15 protein-coding genes are annotated in these 14,252 nt (G+C 60.7%); 7 read left to right on the top strand and 8 right to left on the bottom strand.

All coding sequences use genetic code 11. The features are described from left to right. Window positions 1-74: 74 nt before the first annotated feature. Complete coding sequence (locus CHH27_RS08525) at window positions 75-686, bottom strand: YceI family protein (RefSeq protein ID WP_094071206.1); 612 nt, start codon at window positions 684-686, stop codon at window positions 75-77. A 292-nt stretch (window positions 687-978) separates the two neighbouring features. Between CHH27_RS08525 and CHH27_RS08520 the strand changes: the two genes are divergently transcribed. From CHH27_RS08520 to CHH27_RS08510, 3 genes are all read left to right on the top strand, one after another. Further along, window positions 979-1,503 (top strand): L,D-transpeptidase, encoded by a 525-nt coding sequence (locus tag CHH27_RS08520; protein ID WP_094071205.1) that lies wholly within the window; start codon window positions 979-981, stop codon window positions 1,501-1,503. A gap of 265 nt (window positions 1,504-1,768) precedes the next feature. After that, window positions 1,769-2,383 carry a sulfite oxidase heme-binding subunit YedZ gene (locus tag CHH27_RS08515; RefSeq protein WP_094071204.1) on the top strand — a complete coding sequence of 205 codons (615 nt, stop codon included), beginning with the start codon at window positions 1,769-1,771 and terminating at the stop codon, window positions 2,381-2,383. A gap of 22 nt (window positions 2,384-2,405) precedes the next feature. Beyond that, a complete protein-coding gene (locus CHH27_RS08510) occupies window positions 2,406-2,711 on the top strand; it encodes a PepSY domain-containing protein (protein ID WP_198338380.1) in 306 nt (101 codons plus the stop codon). Window positions 2,712-2,723: 12 nt separating this feature from the next. On the opposite strand, the gene CHH27_RS08505 is transcribed toward CHH27_RS08510, so the two are convergent. The 3 genes from CHH27_RS08505 to CHH27_RS08495 are packed head-to-tail and all read right to left on the bottom strand — an operon-like array spanning window position 2,724 to window position 5,276. Beyond that, window positions 2,724-3,056, bottom strand: coding sequence for a pyrophosphatase (locus CHH27_RS08505; RefSeq protein WP_247646207.1), 333 nt, complete (start codon window positions 3,054-3,056; stop codon window positions 2,724-2,726). A gap of 11 nt (window positions 3,057-3,067) precedes the next feature. After that, the gene (locus CHH27_RS08500; RefSeq protein WP_094071203.1) at window positions 3,068-4,282 is read right to left on the bottom strand and encodes a VWA domain-containing protein; all 1,215 of its coding nucleotides are present in this window, start codon (window positions 4,280-4,282) and stop codon (window positions 3,068-3,070) included. A 55-nt stretch (window positions 4,283-4,337) separates the two neighbouring features. Then, window positions 4,338-5,276, bottom strand: coding sequence for a MoxR family ATPase (locus CHH27_RS08495; protein WP_094071202.1), 939 nt, complete (start codon window positions 5,274-5,276; stop codon window positions 4,338-4,340). Between the two features lie 158 nt (window positions 5,277-5,434). Between CHH27_RS08495 and CHH27_RS08490 the strand changes: the two genes are divergently transcribed. Then, entirely contained in the window at window positions 5,435-5,779 is a 345-nt protein-coding gene (locus tag CHH27_RS08490; protein ID WP_208988698.1) for a c-type cytochrome, read from the top strand. Between the two features lie 149 nt (window positions 5,780-5,928). Continuing rightward, a complete protein-coding gene (locus tag CHH27_RS08485; protein ID WP_094071200.1) occupies window positions 5,929-6,201 on the top strand; it encodes an usg protein in 273 nt (90 codons plus the stop codon). Between the two features lie 17 nt (window positions 6,202-6,218). On the opposite strand, the gene CHH27_RS08480 is transcribed toward CHH27_RS08485, so the two are convergent. Together CHH27_RS08480 and CHH27_RS08475 are read right to left on the bottom strand one after the other, a co-directional pair. After that, on the bottom strand, window positions 6,219-7,019 hold the full coding sequence (locus CHH27_RS08480; protein ID WP_094071199.1) for a tRNA1(Val) (adenine(37)-N6)-methyltransferase: 801 nt from the start codon (window positions 7,017-7,019) through the stop codon (window positions 6,219-6,221). A gap of 1 nt (window position 7,020) precedes the next feature. Further along, window positions 7,021-7,257, bottom strand: a complete 237-nt coding sequence (locus tag CHH27_RS08475) for a DUF2007 domain-containing protein (RefSeq protein WP_094071198.1) — start codon at window positions 7,255-7,257, stop codon at window positions 7,021-7,023. 175 nt (window positions 7,258-7,432) lie between these two features. Here CHH27_RS08475 and CHH27_RS08470 point away from each other — a divergent pair, with 175 nt between their 5' ends. After that, window positions 7,433-8,449 (top strand): polyprenyl synthetase family protein, encoded by a 1,017-nt coding sequence (locus CHH27_RS08470; RefSeq protein WP_094071197.1) that lies wholly within the window; start codon window positions 7,433-7,435, stop codon window positions 8,447-8,449. A gap of 63 nt (window positions 8,450-8,512) precedes the next feature. Here CHH27_RS08470 and CHH27_RS08465 read toward each other — a convergent pair whose 3' ends face one another. After that, window positions 8,513-9,394 (bottom strand): 4-(cytidine 5'-diphospho)-2-C-methyl-D-erythritol kinase, encoded by an 882-nt coding sequence (locus CHH27_RS08465; RefSeq protein WP_094071196.1) that lies wholly within the window; start codon window positions 9,392-9,394, stop codon window positions 8,513-8,515. Window positions 9,395-9,407: 13 nt separating this feature from the next. Then, window positions 9,408-11,195 carry a tetratricopeptide repeat protein gene (locus tag CHH27_RS08460; protein ID WP_094071195.1) on the bottom strand — a complete coding sequence of 596 codons (1,788 nt, stop codon included), beginning with the start codon at window positions 11,193-11,195 and terminating at the stop codon, window positions 9,408-9,410. Between the two features lie 369 nt (window positions 11,196-11,564). Between CHH27_RS08460 and ppdK the strand changes: the two genes are divergently transcribed. Beyond that, window positions 11,565-14,237, top strand: coding sequence for a pyruvate, phosphate dikinase (gene ppdK / locus CHH27_RS08455; protein WP_094071194.1), 2,673 nt, complete (start codon window positions 11,565-11,567; stop codon window positions 14,235-14,237). Window positions 14,238-14,252 lie beyond the last annotated feature (15 nt).

The following is a 14,252-nucleotide window of genomic DNA, read 5'->3' as shown; positions in this document are numbered from 1 at the left end:
GTTTCTGGCAGCAAAACGGAAAAGCGCGCGCCGTTTGACAGGACACGCGCTTTTTCGAAGGGATGAGCTGCCGGTCAGCTGCGGCGGCCAGTTCCGCTGATGACCAGATTGACCTTGTCGGCATAGATCGGCTGGCCGGCTTTCATGCCGTAGAAACTTCTGAAAAACCCACCGGTAACTTCAAAACCGACACCGCCACTGGCCTTGGCGCCTGTCAGCCTCACGGTCAGCTTGGTGCGCATGGTCTTGCCGCGCAGGGTCAGGTTGCCTTCCACTTCAGCGCTGCGGTCTCCGGTCATGCGCACCCGCGTGCTTTTGAAGACCGCGACCGGATGATTGGCCACGTCGAACATGGCGGCGCTTTTCAAGAAGCCGGTGACCTTGTCGTTGTTGGTCTGAACACTGCCCAGATCGACCTTCACACTGACGTGGCTCTTTTCAGGCCGGTTCTGATTGAGGACCATCTTGCCGGACACGCTCTTGAAAGCGCCGGTGACGGGCTTGCCGCCGAGGACCTTGACGGAAAATCCGGTGTTCACCTGGGAAGGTGACAATGTGTAGGTGCCGGTCAGAGGTCCGGCCGCGACCGGTTGAACCGCCAGGGAGAGGGCCAGCAGACCGACAAGGCCGGCGAACAGGGTTCTGATAGGACGACAACGGGCAGTCGGGAACGGGATACGGGGCATCTCGATATCCTTGAGCTAGGCCTTGATTCCGGCCATGAAACGGGTCTGTCGAAACAGGCGGTGCGGCTAGGCACCTTGTTCCGGAAAACTGTCTTCCCGGAGCCATGCCTGAAGTATCCCCGTTGCCACGGCCGGGCATAGTGATGCGCGTCACAAGCGAAAGACCAGGAACAGACGCTCATGGCGTCTATTAACCTTCTGTTAAGAAAATAGGGCGCTGCCCATTCTTTCAAGTCTTTGAGCAGGATAGGGTTGGGCAAGGTTGAATTCCGGTTGGGAATAGGAAAGTGCCATGCGTCCGGCCGATTTGTACCGCGTCTTCGCGCCGACAGTTCTCGTGCTGTTTCTCGTTTTGTCAGGGAGCGTCCCCGCTCGCGCGGCCGAGCTGGTCGGGTTTTCCGATCATCGTTTCAGGCCTGGGACGATCGTGATCAGAAACTCCGAAAAGCGGCTTTACCTGGTTCTGCGCGGCAACCGGGCCATCCGGTACAAGGTGGCTGTGGGCAAACGCCGCAAATCCTGGACAGGGCAGGCCTATATTACCGGCAAATACGTGCGGCCGGACTGGTCTCCCTCTGCCGAGGTGCGCCGGGATCACCCGCATCTGCCGACCCTGATCAAGGGAGGCGCACCCAACAATCCAATGGGTGTGGCCGCCATGACGCTCTCCAACGGCAACTACGCCATTCACGGCACCAACCGCCCGGGGTCCATCGGCCGTGCCGTTTCCTATGGCTGCATTCGCATGGCCAACCACGACATCCAGGATCTCTACCAGCGTGTCGGTATTCGAACACCGGTCATCGCGCTGCCGTAGTGGACGGCCAGCTTGCCGCAGGGACAGCTTGCCGCATCTAGTTTCATGAAATTGAATATAAGGTGAGGCCGGGTCTTCTCAGGCCCTTATCAATGGCCCCACCGGTCTCCAGTGCCCCAACACGATGCCGGTGGGGTTTTCATCCAGGAAACGCCGTTACATTTTGCGACAAAGTCGGGGGGCTCCCGGCACAGATGCGCGACACCTTCTTGCTAGTCTTTGAAACGTCAAAGGCACAGGATCTTTCATCCGGGCGAGGGGCGACATGCTGACCATCCTGAATTCACGCTACTTTCTATGGGCACTGCTGGCGCTGCCGTCGATCCCGATGATGGCAGCCCTGATCGGCGGGGCGGGACCAGACGACGGGCGTCCGGTCACGGAAGCCCTGCTGCACCCGACAGGTGAATTCGCCGCGCGCTTCATGATCATTGCCATGGTCATCTCACCATTCCGTCTGATGTTTCCGAAATCCAGGTTCTGGTTCTGGATGGCCAGACGGCGGCGCTATTTTGGCGTGGCCGCCTTTGCCTATGCGGTTTTGCACACGGTGCTCTACCTGGTCGATATGGGCTCGCTCAAAGCCGTGCTCGGCGAGTTCTGGAGCCTCGGCATCTGGACCGGCTGGCTCGCCTTCTTCATTTTCCTGCCCCTTGGTCTGACATCGAACGATGTCTCCGTCAGGGCACTCGGGCGGTACTGGCGGCCGCTTCAGCGCAGCGTCTATGTCGCGGCCATTGCGACGCTGCTGCACTGGATCTTCGTGCACAACAATCTGGGCCCGGCCCTGGTGCATTTCCTGCCGCTTGCCGCGCTTGAGGCCTACCGTGTGTTCCGTCTCTATCGGCCCGGCGCAAAACCAGCCCCTGTTTCGTCCTGACTGCCGACCGGAGGAGAATTCGATGAATTATACGCTCTACACCATCCAATCCATGCTGGCTGGCCTCTTCGCCTTTCCGGCCTATGCCACCGGCGTTTTTGAATGCGAACCGACCGATCGGGCCGCGTGGCTCTCTCAGGAGCAGGTGAGCGAAAAACTGACCGATGACGGCTGGCAGGTGCGCCGCATGAAAGAAGATGGCGGCTGCTGGGAAGTCTATGGCACGACCCCGGAGGGACAACGGGTCGAGGTCTATGTGCATCCGGTGACCGGCGAGGTGCTGTTGATCAACCAGCGCGGCACGATCCTCTATCGGAAGGAGGGGTAAGGCAGCCAGATGTCAGTCAGCCTGTTCAGCTGCTGACAGATAGCTCAGCCACTTGTCCCTGACGGCCTCTTGCAGATCAATCTCCCGATCCCTGCAAAACAAAAGCAGGTGCGCGAAGAGATCCGCGGCTTCATCTGCCAAAGCCCGCTTCAGGTTTTCCGCCGATTTGCCATTCGGTCTGCCCTTGCCCGCACATTTCAGATCGGCGGCCGTGAGTTCGCCGAGTTCCTCGGTGAGCTTGGCAAGATACCAGCCGCTGTCCCGTTCAATTTCGAAGCGCCGGGCATAGATGTCGGAGACCGCCGCAACGCCGTCTTCGATTTCGGACAAGCTCTTGTCGGTCACGTGAAGATCCTTCAGGCGGTGAGCCAGCGTTTCGGGTCGGTCTTTTCAGTGATGCCGCCGCTTCCGGAAAGCGCGGCAACAAGGTCTGCGACGGCATCCAGGGAATGGACGGCGCGGAATTCGTCGACATGGGGCAGCATGGCGCGTATGCCCTTCGCCTTGGCCTCGAAACCGTCAAAGCGCAGCAACGGGTTCAGCCAGATCAGACGGCGGCAGGAACGGTGCAGCCTGTCGATTTCCCGTTCCAGATCCTCATCCGTATCCCGTTCCAGCCCATCGGTGATGAGGAGAACGGTCGGTTTGCCGGAGAGCACGCGGCGCGACCAGTGGCGGTTGAAATCATGCAGCGCCGAGGCGATGCGGGTTCCGCCGGACCAGTCCTCCACCCCATCCGAACAGGCCTCAAGCGACTCGTCCGGGTCCTTCATCCGCAGCTGACGGGTGACATTGGTCAGTCTCGTGCCGAACAGGAACGTGTGCACGTCTCGACGTTCGGCTGTTGCGGCATGCAGGAAATGCAGCAGAAGCCTTGAATACTGGCTCATGGAACCGGAAATATCGCAAAGCACCACGAGGGGCGGTCGCTTCTCGGCCGGTTTGCGGTATTTGAGGTCGATGATATCGCCGCCTGCGCGCATCGAGGCTCTGAGCGTGCGGCGCGGATCGACCTTGCCTTTTGCGGAAGGGGTGAGCCGGCGGAGCCGGATTCTGTCCATCGGCAGGCTCATTGACCTGAGGGCCTGTTTGGCCGCGTCGATTTCTTCCGCCGTCATCTGGGCGAAGTCCTTGCTCTGCAGCAGTTCCTTGCCGGATACCGTGAACTTGGCGTCGATCTCGATCTGCGGCACCGTTTCTTCCGCCACCCGTTCCCTGGCCGCCTCAAAGGCCTGGGAAACCCGGGTCTGGCCGGCCTTCGGCTTTTCCGGTTCACCGCGCGGCGGGGCCACCGGCGAGAGCACCGCCAGCATTTTTTCAATCAGGCCGCGGCTTTGCCAGTAGATTCGGAAGGCCTCGTCGAACAGCACCTTGTGTTCATGCTTGCGGACGAACACGGCGTGCAGTGTCCAGTAAAGATCGTCCCGGTTCTGAATGCCGCTGACCTCGACCGCGGCAACGGCATCGACTACCGAGGCCGGACCGACCGGCACGCCCGCCTTGCGTAGCGTGCGGGCGAAATAGACGATATTGTCCGTGATGCGGGAGCGCAGCTCAGGCGAAGAAGACATGTTCGCCTCGCAGACCGCCCTGTTTATTGGCGAAAACGAAGATCATGCCGCTCGCTCACACGACCGGCATGGAGGGCTGCTGCGAAACGTCCTTGCGAATGTCGTCGATCATCTGGCGCACCTTGGAGCCGCGTACGCGCTCGATGTCGTCCTGGTATTTGAGCAGGACGCCGAGCGTGTCGGAGGCCATGTCCGGGTCGAGCGCAATCTCGTTGAGCTCGGAAAGGGCAGTCGCCCAGTCGAGCGTCTCGGCCACACCCGGCTGCTTGAAGAGATCCTCGTCGGCGCGCAGCTTCTGGACGAACGCGACCACCTCAAGCGCCAGGCGTTCCGCGGCCCCCGGAACCTTGCGGCGCACGATCTCAAGTTCCCGCTCGGCATCCGGGTAGTCGACCCAGTGATAGAGACAGCGGCGCTTCAGGGCGTCGTGGATCTCCCGGGTCCGGTTGGTGGTGATGATCACGATCGGCGGTTCTTCGGCCTTGATGGTGCCGAGTTCGGGAATGGAAACCTGGTTGTCGGCAAGCACTTCGAGAAGGAACGCCTCAAAGGCCTCATCGGCCCGGTCGAGCTCGTCGATCAGGAACACGGGCGCGCCGGACAGGGAAGGCTCCAGGGCCTGCAAGACGGGGCGCTTGATCAGGAACCGTTCGTCGAAGATCGACTTCGACAGTTCCGAGTGGTCCGTGTCGCCGGCAGCTTCCGCTACGCGGATCTCGACCATCTGGGCCGGATAGTTCCACTCGTAAACGGCGGATGCGACATCGAGGCCCTCGTAGCATTGCAGGCGGATCAGGTCGCGCCCGAGTGTCGTCGACAGCACCTTGGCAATTTCGGTTTTGCCGACACCGGCTTCCCCTTCCAGAAACAGAGGCCGCTTCATCTTCAGGGCAAGATGCAGGACGGTTGCCAGGGACCGGTCGGCGACGTAACCGGCCTGATCCATCAGCTGGAGCGTGTCGTCAATGGAAGCGGGCAGGGGCAATTGGCTCATGGTGTCTCCGGCGGGCAGGGCAATCCCAGATGTATATAGGCAGCATCACGGCATGGCCATGTGCAAGGGGGCATCGCAGCGGCCACGTGATCCCCCTAATGTGTTTCTGCTTCCGAACCTTCTATAAAAGCGCAACTGATTCAAGGGAGGAGAGAGTGTTGCCTGGCAAAACGATTCTTTGGGCGGCTGCGGTCTTGATGTGCGGGACTGCCGCCATGGCCTCGGACACCGGCTATCCGACCGATGCCGCCAGCCTGGCCTCCGGGCGGGAACTTGCGGAAATCCATTGTGCAGCCTGCCACGCCGTTGCCGTTGACGATGTCAGCGCACAGGAGGGAGCACCCGCTTTTCGCGATCTCTCCAAGCTCTATCCGCTCGAAAGTCTTGAGGAACCGCTGGCGGAAGGCATCGTGACCGCCCATGAAAACATGCCGGAAGTTGCCTTTGCGCCGGATGACATCGACGCCTTTTTGGGGTATTTGAGCTCCATCCAATCCAAGTAATCCGTTGCCCGCTCCATGGACGGCATTTTGTTAGCAGGCGCGCTGGAGTGCTGCTAAAGTGCTGGTTTTGAACAGGAATTGACCAAAAGTCGGGTTTGGTTAACCAGAGTTCCGTGACACTCTTTTCTTAGGCAAAAGAAAGGATTGGCATGACAACCAGCTCTGACTTTGAAAAACGGTTCCTGGGATATGGACTGCTCACCGCGGAGATCCTCTACCACTTGCCCGATCACCCGCGATTTCTGCAGAGTTTCCTTTGGCAAACCGAAGATCTTGCACCGAAATTTCCGGAACTGACCCGGTTTCTGACGTTCTGGGAACGGGAGATCGAAGGCAGCATTCACTCTGTTCGGATTGCCCATCAGAACCTGATCGAGCCGGTCGATTTCCGCTATGCGGATGGTGAAATCCTCATTCACTGAAGACGGCTGATCGCGGGTTATCGCGGGGTGAGGCCAAGGCCGGCCCCGTCGCGCATCACGGCGCGAGACTGGTCGGTGAAGTCCGATCCGCTGCCCGCGTGCAAGACAAAGCCGGGCAGCAGCTGCAAGGGCGCCTTGCTGGCGCGAATGGCACGAATGAGCACCCGCGTGGCCGGTGCCTCGGGCCTAGGACGCAAGGGTATGACGTCAATCGCGCCAAAGCGGCCCTGAAGCACGTCCAGAAGTTCGCGCAGACCGTCGGCGCGGAAGATGGCCGTCAGGCTGCCTCCGTCGCGCACGATATCCGTTGCCGTCTTGGCCCAGGGTTCCAGGCCGCGATCGTCCAGCATATGGGCGCCTGCCCGGGCCGTGTTCGGTGAAGCGCGGAACTTTTCGGCCTCGTAATAGGGCGGGTTCATGATGGCATGGTCGGCCATCGCGGGTGTCAGGCCAGCTGCGTGACGCTGGCTGCCCTTTGCGGTGATGTCGGCCTCCAGAAGGGAGATTCGGTCCGCGAAGGCGGCATTGGCCGGGTCGTTGAGGCCACGCCGGGCGAGATCCAGCACGGTCTGGTCGATCTCGACCAGCGTCACCTTGATGTCAGGCAGACGCGCCGCAGCACAAAAACCGGCGGTGCCGACACCGGCGCCAAGATCGACAACATGTCCCCTGGTTCCCTCCGGCAGCGCGGCGGCAAGATAGACGGCATCAAGTCCTGCACGGTGACGGCCACGTCTCGGCTGGTGGACATAGACCTTGCCGCCCAGAAAGGCGTCATGTGTGGTTTCCGGTTCCGAGGTCGCCGGGGGCGTCGTCATCTCAGGCCTGTCCGCGTTCCGGACGCAGTTCATGTTCAAGGCCGGCGTCACACACCAGCCTGCGCGCCTTTTGCAATTGATCGCCGTCGACAAGGACCCGCCGCGGGATCATGGCAAGCGATCCTTCCAGGATACTCATGTTGCCGTCTGCGACAAAATGCTTGATGCCGGCTTCCTCTAGAATCGATTCCAGGAACGAAATCAGCACTGGATCGTTGGTTCTGACGAGTTCTTCCATAGTTTTCCCGGCGTTAGCGGTTCAGCAATTCAATGTGTCTTGTCGGAGCACGGTCGACTGGTCTACAGCAAAACCTGCTGATCGTGGCAATTCAAGCGTTTGTCAACGGATTGGCGGCTTGCCCCGGAGGCCTTCGCGCCATATTGTCCGCTCAAATATTCAGGGAGTGCCATAAGTGGCCGTTGTTGCAACCTATTCTGACAATCAGGCGCGCCAGCCGAGCATTCAGCCGCTGGTGGACCTTGTGTCTTCTGGCATGGCGGATGTCAATGAACTGATCCTGTCCAAGGCCGGTTCAAATGTTGAACTGATCCCGGAGATCGCCAAACACCTGATTTCCTCAGGCGGCAAGCGGCTGCGGCCGATGCTGACGCTCGCCTGCGCCGACATGTTCGGTTATCAGGGCGAGGGGCATGTCACCCTGGCGGCCAGTGTCGAGTTCATGCACACGGCGACACTGCTGCATGATGACGTGGTCGATGAAAGTGACATGCGCCGCGGCAAACTGGCGGCCCGCAAGCTCTGGGGCAATCAGGCCAGCGTCCTGGTTGGCGATTACCTGCTCGGCCAGGCCTTCAAGATGATGGTTGATGTCGGTTCGCTGGAAGCACTGCGCATCCTGTCCACCGCGTCGGCAGTGATTGCAGAAGGCGAAGTGCTGCAGCTCGGTGCGGCCAAGAACATCGCCACCACCGAGGCGGACTATCTGCGCGTGATCGAGGCCAAGACGGCAGCCCTCTTTGCTGCTGCGGCCGAGGTCGGGCCGGTGATCGCAGATCAGTCGGAAGACATGAAAAAGGCCGCCCGAACCTATGGTCTTGAACTTGGCTATGCCTTCCAGCTGGTCGACGATGCCCTGGATTATGGCGGCTCCTCAGCCGATCTAGGCAAGGATGTCGGCGATGATTTCCGCGAAGGCAAGATCACGCTTCCCGTTGTGCTGGCCGTCGCCCGTGGCACGGATGCCGATCGCGCATTCTGGAAGCGCTGCCTCGAGGGCGAAGATGTTGCCGATGGCGATCTGGAACAGGCCATCGACCTCTTGAAGAAATACGATGCGTTGGCGGAGACGGTCGAACGGGCCAAGACCTATGGCAACAATGCTCTGAGGGCACTGGAAACTCTGCCAGCAGGTGCGCATAACGACGCCCTTGCCGATGCCGTTTCCTTCTGCATCTCCCGTGTGAGCTAACCGCTCCAAGTTTCTGAAAAACAAGAATTCTATTGGGCCTGTCTCTTGCGAGGCAGGCCTTTTTCATGCCAGCGGGCCGGAGGCAATCCACCAGTTTGGGTGTTCGGCCCTCAGGCTGCGCTCAACATCCATGGCGTGTTTTTGGTCGCACAGGCCAAAACAGGTCGCGCCTGAGCCCGACATGCGGCTGAATTCGATCCTTGTATCTTCCTGAAGGGCCGCGAGCACCGCACTGATTTCCGGACAAAGGCTTTCTGCCGGGCCCTGCAAATCATTGCGGCAGCTCGAGAGATAGGCGGTGAGCTGCGACAGGCTTTCGAACTTCTCCGGCACAAGCGGCAGGGCGTCATTGTCCCGATGGCTCAAGGCGGCGAAAACCTCCGGGGTCGAGACGCCAACCTTGGGGTTGACCAGCACGATACCGCAATTGGGCAGGACAGGGCCGGGTGCGAGTTCGTCGCCGATGCCGCTCATGCGCTGCGCTTCGGGGTAAAGGCAGACCGGAACGTCGGCGCCCAAAGACAGGGCAAGGGCATGCATGGTGTCTTCGGAAAGGTAGGTTCCGGTGAAGTCTTCCAGAAGTCGCAGGGTCGTTGCTGCATCGCTGGAGCCGCCGCCGATGCCGGAGGCAACCGGAAGGCGTTTGGTGAGCGTCAGTCTGACCGGAGGCAGGGTTATGCCGGCCCGGGCGGCAAAGCCGCTGACCGCTTTCAGGACAAGATTGTGTTCCGTCGGACCGTCCAGATCGCGGGCGAAGGGACCTTCCAGCCGCAGCTCCTGTTTGTCTGCCGGCTCGACGGCAATCCGGTCCCCGATTTGCGGAAAGGCTACCAGCGAATCGAGCAGGTGATAGCCGTCGGAGCGCCGTCCGGTGATATGCAGCGCCAGATTCACTTTGGCCCGGGCAAGCTCCACCCGGGCAGACGTGGCTGTTTGAAGGGACATTTCGTGTTTCCGGTCAGCCGCCGTTGTTGCCGGTTTCAGCCTTGGCAGCGTCGGTTCCTTCCGGATCTTTCAGTCCATTGGCGATCTTGTCGAGAATTTTCGGAAGTTCTTTTTCTTCCGGTCCGAGATCGCGGGCATGGTTCCACTGAAAGCGGGCTTCGTTCCGCCGGCCTACCATCCAGTAGGCATCGCCCAGATGATCGTTGATGACCGGATCCGCAGGGCGGAGCTCAATCGCCCGCTCCAGTTCCTTCACCGCTTCTTCGTAGCGGCCCAGACGGAAATAGACCCAGCCGAGACTGTCAACGATGTAACCATCGGTCGGCCGCAACTCGACCGCCGTCTTGATCATCTCAAGCGCCTCGTCGAGTTTCAGACCCTGATCCACCAGCGAATAGCCCAGGTAGTTCAAGACAAGCGGCTGGTTTTCGTTGAGCTCCAGGGCCTTGCGGAAGTCGGCTTCCGCCAGATCCCATTTGCCCAGGCGTTCCCTGGCAATGCCGCGGAAATAGAGCAGCAGCCAGTGCCGGTTTTCCAGTTCCTCGATCGTGTCGATGCCCTGGGTGTAAATGGCCTCGGCATCGTCATAGATCTCGTGGGAGCGCAGAACGTTGCCGAGCGCGATCACCGCTTCCAGGTCCGACGGGTCTTCGTCGATCAGGGCCTGGAGATGCTCGCGGGCGTCGTCGAGTTTTTCAAGCTGGTTGAAATTCATACCAACCTGGATCTCGGCCTCGCGCTTCAGCACACTGTCCGCCGGAACCATCATTAGCGCCTCGATGGCGCGATCGGGCTGTTCCATGCGCTCAAAGATGCTGCCAAGAGCAATCGCTGCAAATTCGGCCTTGGGATCCAGGAAAAGGGCGAGCTGCAGGTAGGATGTCGACAGTTCCTCGCCGCCGTCCCGGCCAATCACCGCACCAAGGCCATAAAGGATTTCGGACATTCCTTCCGACGGGTCGGTGACCATCGGCGGAATGACGTCACCGCTTGCGATGATGGCGCGGGTCTGGTCCAGCTTCGGGTGCCCCCGGAATTGCTCGTCGTAGAGATCGAGGGCTTCCAGAGCCTCCTTCTGCCTTCCGTTTGCCGCAAGCACACGGGCATAGGCGTCGACAACACGAATGGCGCCCTGGTCGATCGCATAGGCGCCTTCCGCCGCTTCAAGAGCGTCCGCGTTGCGGCCGGCGGCAAAGAGCAGGTGGGTTTTGTGCGTTGCCTTGAAAACCTCGAACCAGTCCGGTCCGCTCAGGGCGTCGATCGTGTCCAGCGCCTCGTCGATCCTGCCATTGCCATAAAGCGCCCAGGCCCGGGCAATGCCGATGGAGAGTTGCGCAAGCGGGCCGTTGCGGCCCTTGGAAAGCGTCTCGTCTGCCTTGGCGTACTGACCTTCGACCATGTCGGACGCACCGAGCGCGAGCTGTGCCAGGAAATTCTGCAGGCCGGCCTTTTCGAGCTCACCTGCATAATGAACGGCTTCCTCGACATCGCCATTGGCGAGTTTCAGCAGGAATGTCCGCTCCAGCAGCATGGTGTTGGTCGGGTCGGCGGCCAGCGTTTCCTCGTAGAAGGCGGCGGCCTGGCCATAGTCTTTTTCAAAGCCGGCAAGGCGTCCGGACAGGTAGCTGCCAGACAGGGTGAAGGGCAGGCCGGACGGTGTGCCGAAGACCTGCGATCCGGCGTTGGTGTCGGCAATCGCCAGAGCCGGCGACAGGGCAAGCACGCTGACCAGCGCAAGGAGCTTCAGCCGCAGCGGTCTGCGGTCCGTGTTCACAGCGGCGCCGGTCACGTTTGTCATCATTCCTCGCACTTTGATTACCCGTCACATCGATTGTTGCTTATTGCCTTTGACAATGGCGTCTTTAAGGCTGACCGGCAAGAAGGCCGGGGTAACTTTCTGAGGGTTTAAATCCTTTTGAATTTGCACATCGTCGGAATTACCCAGCCAAATGGCGCAAGGATACGGTTTTCCGGCAAAAAGGGCTTGAAGACAAACAAGCGCTGTCGCAGGAATGTGCGGTGCAATATAGCCGGGGGCGCACAATTTGCCCCAGGTCAAACTGATAATGTGCGAAAGCACATAGGGTAGACACCTGTTGGCCGGCGGTCGGGATTGGGCCTTGACCGCAGACGAACGGGTCTCCGGATGCCCAGGTGAGGAGAGTGGTAGATGACCAAATGGGTCTATAGTTTCGGTGATGGCGATGCCGAGGGTGCTGCGGAAATGCGCAATCTGCTCGGCGGCAAAGGCGCAAACCTTGCCGAAATGAGCAGTCTTGGACTGCCGGTCCCACCGGGTTTCACGATCACCACCGAAGTCTGCACCTGGTACTATGCGCACGAAAAATCTTATCCGGACGAACTGGCCGCCCAGGTCGCGGAAGCCGTTGAAAAAGTCGGTGCGATCACGGGACGTAAATTCGGTGACACCGACAGGCCGTTGCTATTGTCGGTGCGCTCGGGCGCCAGGGTTTCCATGCCCGGAATGATGGACACGGTGCTCAATCTCGGCCTTAACGACGAGACTGTCGAGGCCCTGGCTGTCGAGGCCGGCGACCGGCGTTTTGCCTATGACAGCTACCGGCGCTTCATCCAGATGTATTCCGACGTGGTGCTCGGGCTTGACCATCACGAATTCGAGGAGATCCTCGAAGACTACAAGGAGCGCAACGAGCTTACGCTCGATACGGAAATCGACGCGGATGCCTGGCTCGGCATTATCGAGCAATTCAAGGCACTGGTGGAAGAGGAACTGGAAAAGCCGTTCCCGCAGGATCCCCAGGAGCAGCTCTGGGGCGCAGTCGGAGCCGTTTTCAGCTCTTGGATGGTGCCGCGGGCGGTGACGTATCGCCGGCTCCATGACCTGCCGGCGTCCTGGGGCACGGCCGTCAATGTCCAGGCCATGGTGTTCGGCAATATGGGTGAGGATTCGGCAACAGGTGTCGCATTCACCCGCAATCCGTCCACCGGTGAAAAGGCGCTCTACGGTGAGTTTCTGGTCAATGCCCAGGGCGAGGACGTGGTCGCTGGTATCCGCACACCGCAGGACATCACCGAAAAGGCACGAATTGAGGCGGGCTCTTCCAATCCATCTCTGGAAAGCCTGATGCCGGCAGCCTTTGCTGAGTTCCAGAGCTACTGCGACAAGCTGGAAGCGCATTACAGGGATATGCAGGACCTGGAGTTTACCATCGAGAAGGGCAAGCTCTGGATGCTGCAGACCCGCAATGGCAAGCGGACGGCCAAGGCAGCCCTGAAGATCGCGGTCGACATGGTCGCTGAAGGCCTGCTGTCGGAAGATGTCGCTATCGGCCGGGTGGAGCCGGGCGCGCTCGACCAGTTGCTGCACCCGACCATTGACCCGAACGCTGAACGCGACGTGATCACGACCGGTCTGCCGGCCTCTCCGGGGGCTGCGTCCGGCGCCATCGTGTTCACCTCCGACGAAGCGGAAAAGGCCAAGGCCGACGGCCGCAAGGTCATTCTGGTGCGCGTGGAGACGAGCCCTGAAGACATTCACGGCATGCATGCCGCCGAGGGCATCCTGACCAGCCGCGGCGGCATGACCAGCCACGCGGCCGTGGTGGCACGCGGCATGGGCAAGCCCTGCGTGGCCGGTGCCGGTATGCTTCGCATCGACTATCGCAATGGCGTCATCAATGCTGCGGGACGGCAGCTGAAGGAAGGCGACACGATCACGATTGACGGGGCAACCGGCCAGGTCCTTCTGGGCGAAGTGAAGATGCTTCAGCCGACGCTCTCCGGTGATTTCGGCACATTGATGGGCTGGGCTGACAAAGGACGGCGCATGCGCGTGCGCACCAATGCCGAAACGCCTCAGGATGCCAAGGTGGCGCGTGAATTCGGTGCGGAGGGCATTGGTCTTTGCCGCACGGAGCACATGTTCTTCGAAGGTGAGCGTATCATTGCGGTGCGTGAGATGATCCTGGCGGAAACGGAAGAGGGGCGCCGGGCGGCGCTTGCCAAGCTGCTTCCGATGCAGCGGCAGGATTTCATCGAGCTGTTCGAGATAATGCACGGTCTGCCGGTTACCATCCGCCTGCTCGATCCGCCGCTTCACGAGTTCCTGCCGAAATCGGATGAGGAGCTTGCCGAAGTCGCAACGGCGATGGGCGCCGATGCGGAGCGCCTGCGCGACAGGGCGCTGGCGCTGGAGGAATTCAACCCGATGCTTGGCCATCGCGGCTGCCGCCTGCTGGTGTCCTATCCGGAAATTGCGGAAATGCAGGCTCGCGCAATCTTTGAGGCCGCCGTCCAGGCTGCCAAGGACACCGGAGCACCGGTTGTTCCGGAAATCATGGTGCCTCTTGTTGGCCTGAAAGGCGAACTCGATTTGGTGCGTCAGCGCATCGAGGCCATGGCCAAGGCCGTCATGGAGGAAAGCGGCGCGGAACTGACCTATCAGATCGGCACCATGGTCGAGTTGCCGCGCGCGGCTCTGAAAGCGGCCGAGATCGCACAGTCCGCCGAGTTCTTCTCCTTCGGTACCAACGATCTGACACAGACGACCTTCGGTATTTCGCGCGACGACGCGGCATCGTTCCTCGGCACCTATCAGAGCCGGGGGATCATGGAGCAGGACCCGTTCGTGTCGCTCGATCAGGAGGGCGTCGGTGAGCTGATCAAGATCGGCGTGGAGCGCGGCCGGTCGACCCGCCCGGACATCAAGCTTGGCATTTGCGGTGAGCATGGCGGCGACCCGGCCTCGATCACCTTCTGCGAAGGCGTGGGCCTGGACTATGTTTCGTGCTCGCCGTTCCGCGTGCCGATCGCCCGCCTGGCCGCCGCTCAGGCGGCGCTCAAGAAGAAAACCGCGGGCTGAGTGGTCTTGCTGACC

The sequence above is a fragment of the Labrenzia sp. VG12 genome, from assembly GCF_002237595.1.
Classification (GTDB): domain Bacteria; phylum Pseudomonadota; class Alphaproteobacteria; order Rhizobiales; family Stappiaceae; genus Roseibium.
The sequence above is the reverse complement of the archived record's forward strand: the minus strand, read 5'-3'. Positions and strand labels throughout refer to the sequence as shown.

Excerpts from the sequence above, each read along its gene's own strand:
- CHH27_RS08525 (WP_094071206.1), bottom strand. The coding sequence starts at position 686 with ATGCCCCGTATCCCGTTCCCGACTGCCCGTTGTCGTCCTATCAGAACC.
- CHH27_RS08520 (WP_094071205.1), top strand. The coding sequence starts at position 979 with ATGCGTCCGGCCGATTTGTACCGCGTCTTCGCGCCGACAGTTCTCGTG.
- CHH27_RS08515 (WP_094071204.1), top strand. The coding sequence starts at position 1,769 with ATGCTGACCATCCTGAATTCACGCTACTTTCTATGGGCACTGCTGGCG.
- CHH27_RS08510 (WP_198338380.1), top strand. The coding sequence starts at position 2,406 with ATGAATTATACGCTCTACACCATCCAATCCATGCTGGCTGGCCTCTTC.
- CHH27_RS08500 (WP_094071203.1), bottom strand. The coding sequence starts at position 4,282 with ATGTCTTCTTCGCCTGAGCTGCGCTCCCGCATCACGGACAATATCGTC.
- CHH27_RS08495 (WP_094071202.1), bottom strand. The coding sequence starts at position 5,276 with ATGAGCCAATTGCCCCTGCCCGCTTCCATTGACGACACGCTCCAGCTG.
- CHH27_RS08485 (WP_094071200.1), top strand. The coding sequence starts at position 5,929 with ATGACAACCAGCTCTGACTTTGAAAAACGGTTCCTGGGATATGGACTG.
- CHH27_RS08480 (WP_094071199.1), bottom strand. The coding sequence starts at position 7,019 with ATGACGACGCCCCCGGCGACCTCGGAACCGGAAACCACACATGACGCC.
- CHH27_RS08475 (WP_094071198.1), bottom strand. The coding sequence starts at position 7,257 with ATGGAAGAACTCGTCAGAACCAACGATCCAGTGCTGATTTCGTTCCTG.
- CHH27_RS08465 (WP_094071196.1), bottom strand. The coding sequence starts at position 9,394 with ATGTCCCTTCAAACAGCCACGTCTGCCCGGGTGGAGCTTGCCCGGGCC.
- CHH27_RS08460 (WP_094071195.1), bottom strand. The coding sequence starts at position 11,195 with ATGATGACAAACGTGACCGGCGCCGCTGTGAACACGGACCGCAGACCG.
- ppdK (WP_094071194.1), top strand. The coding sequence starts at position 11,565 with ATGACCAAATGGGTCTATAGTTTCGGTGATGGCGATGCCGAGGGTGCT.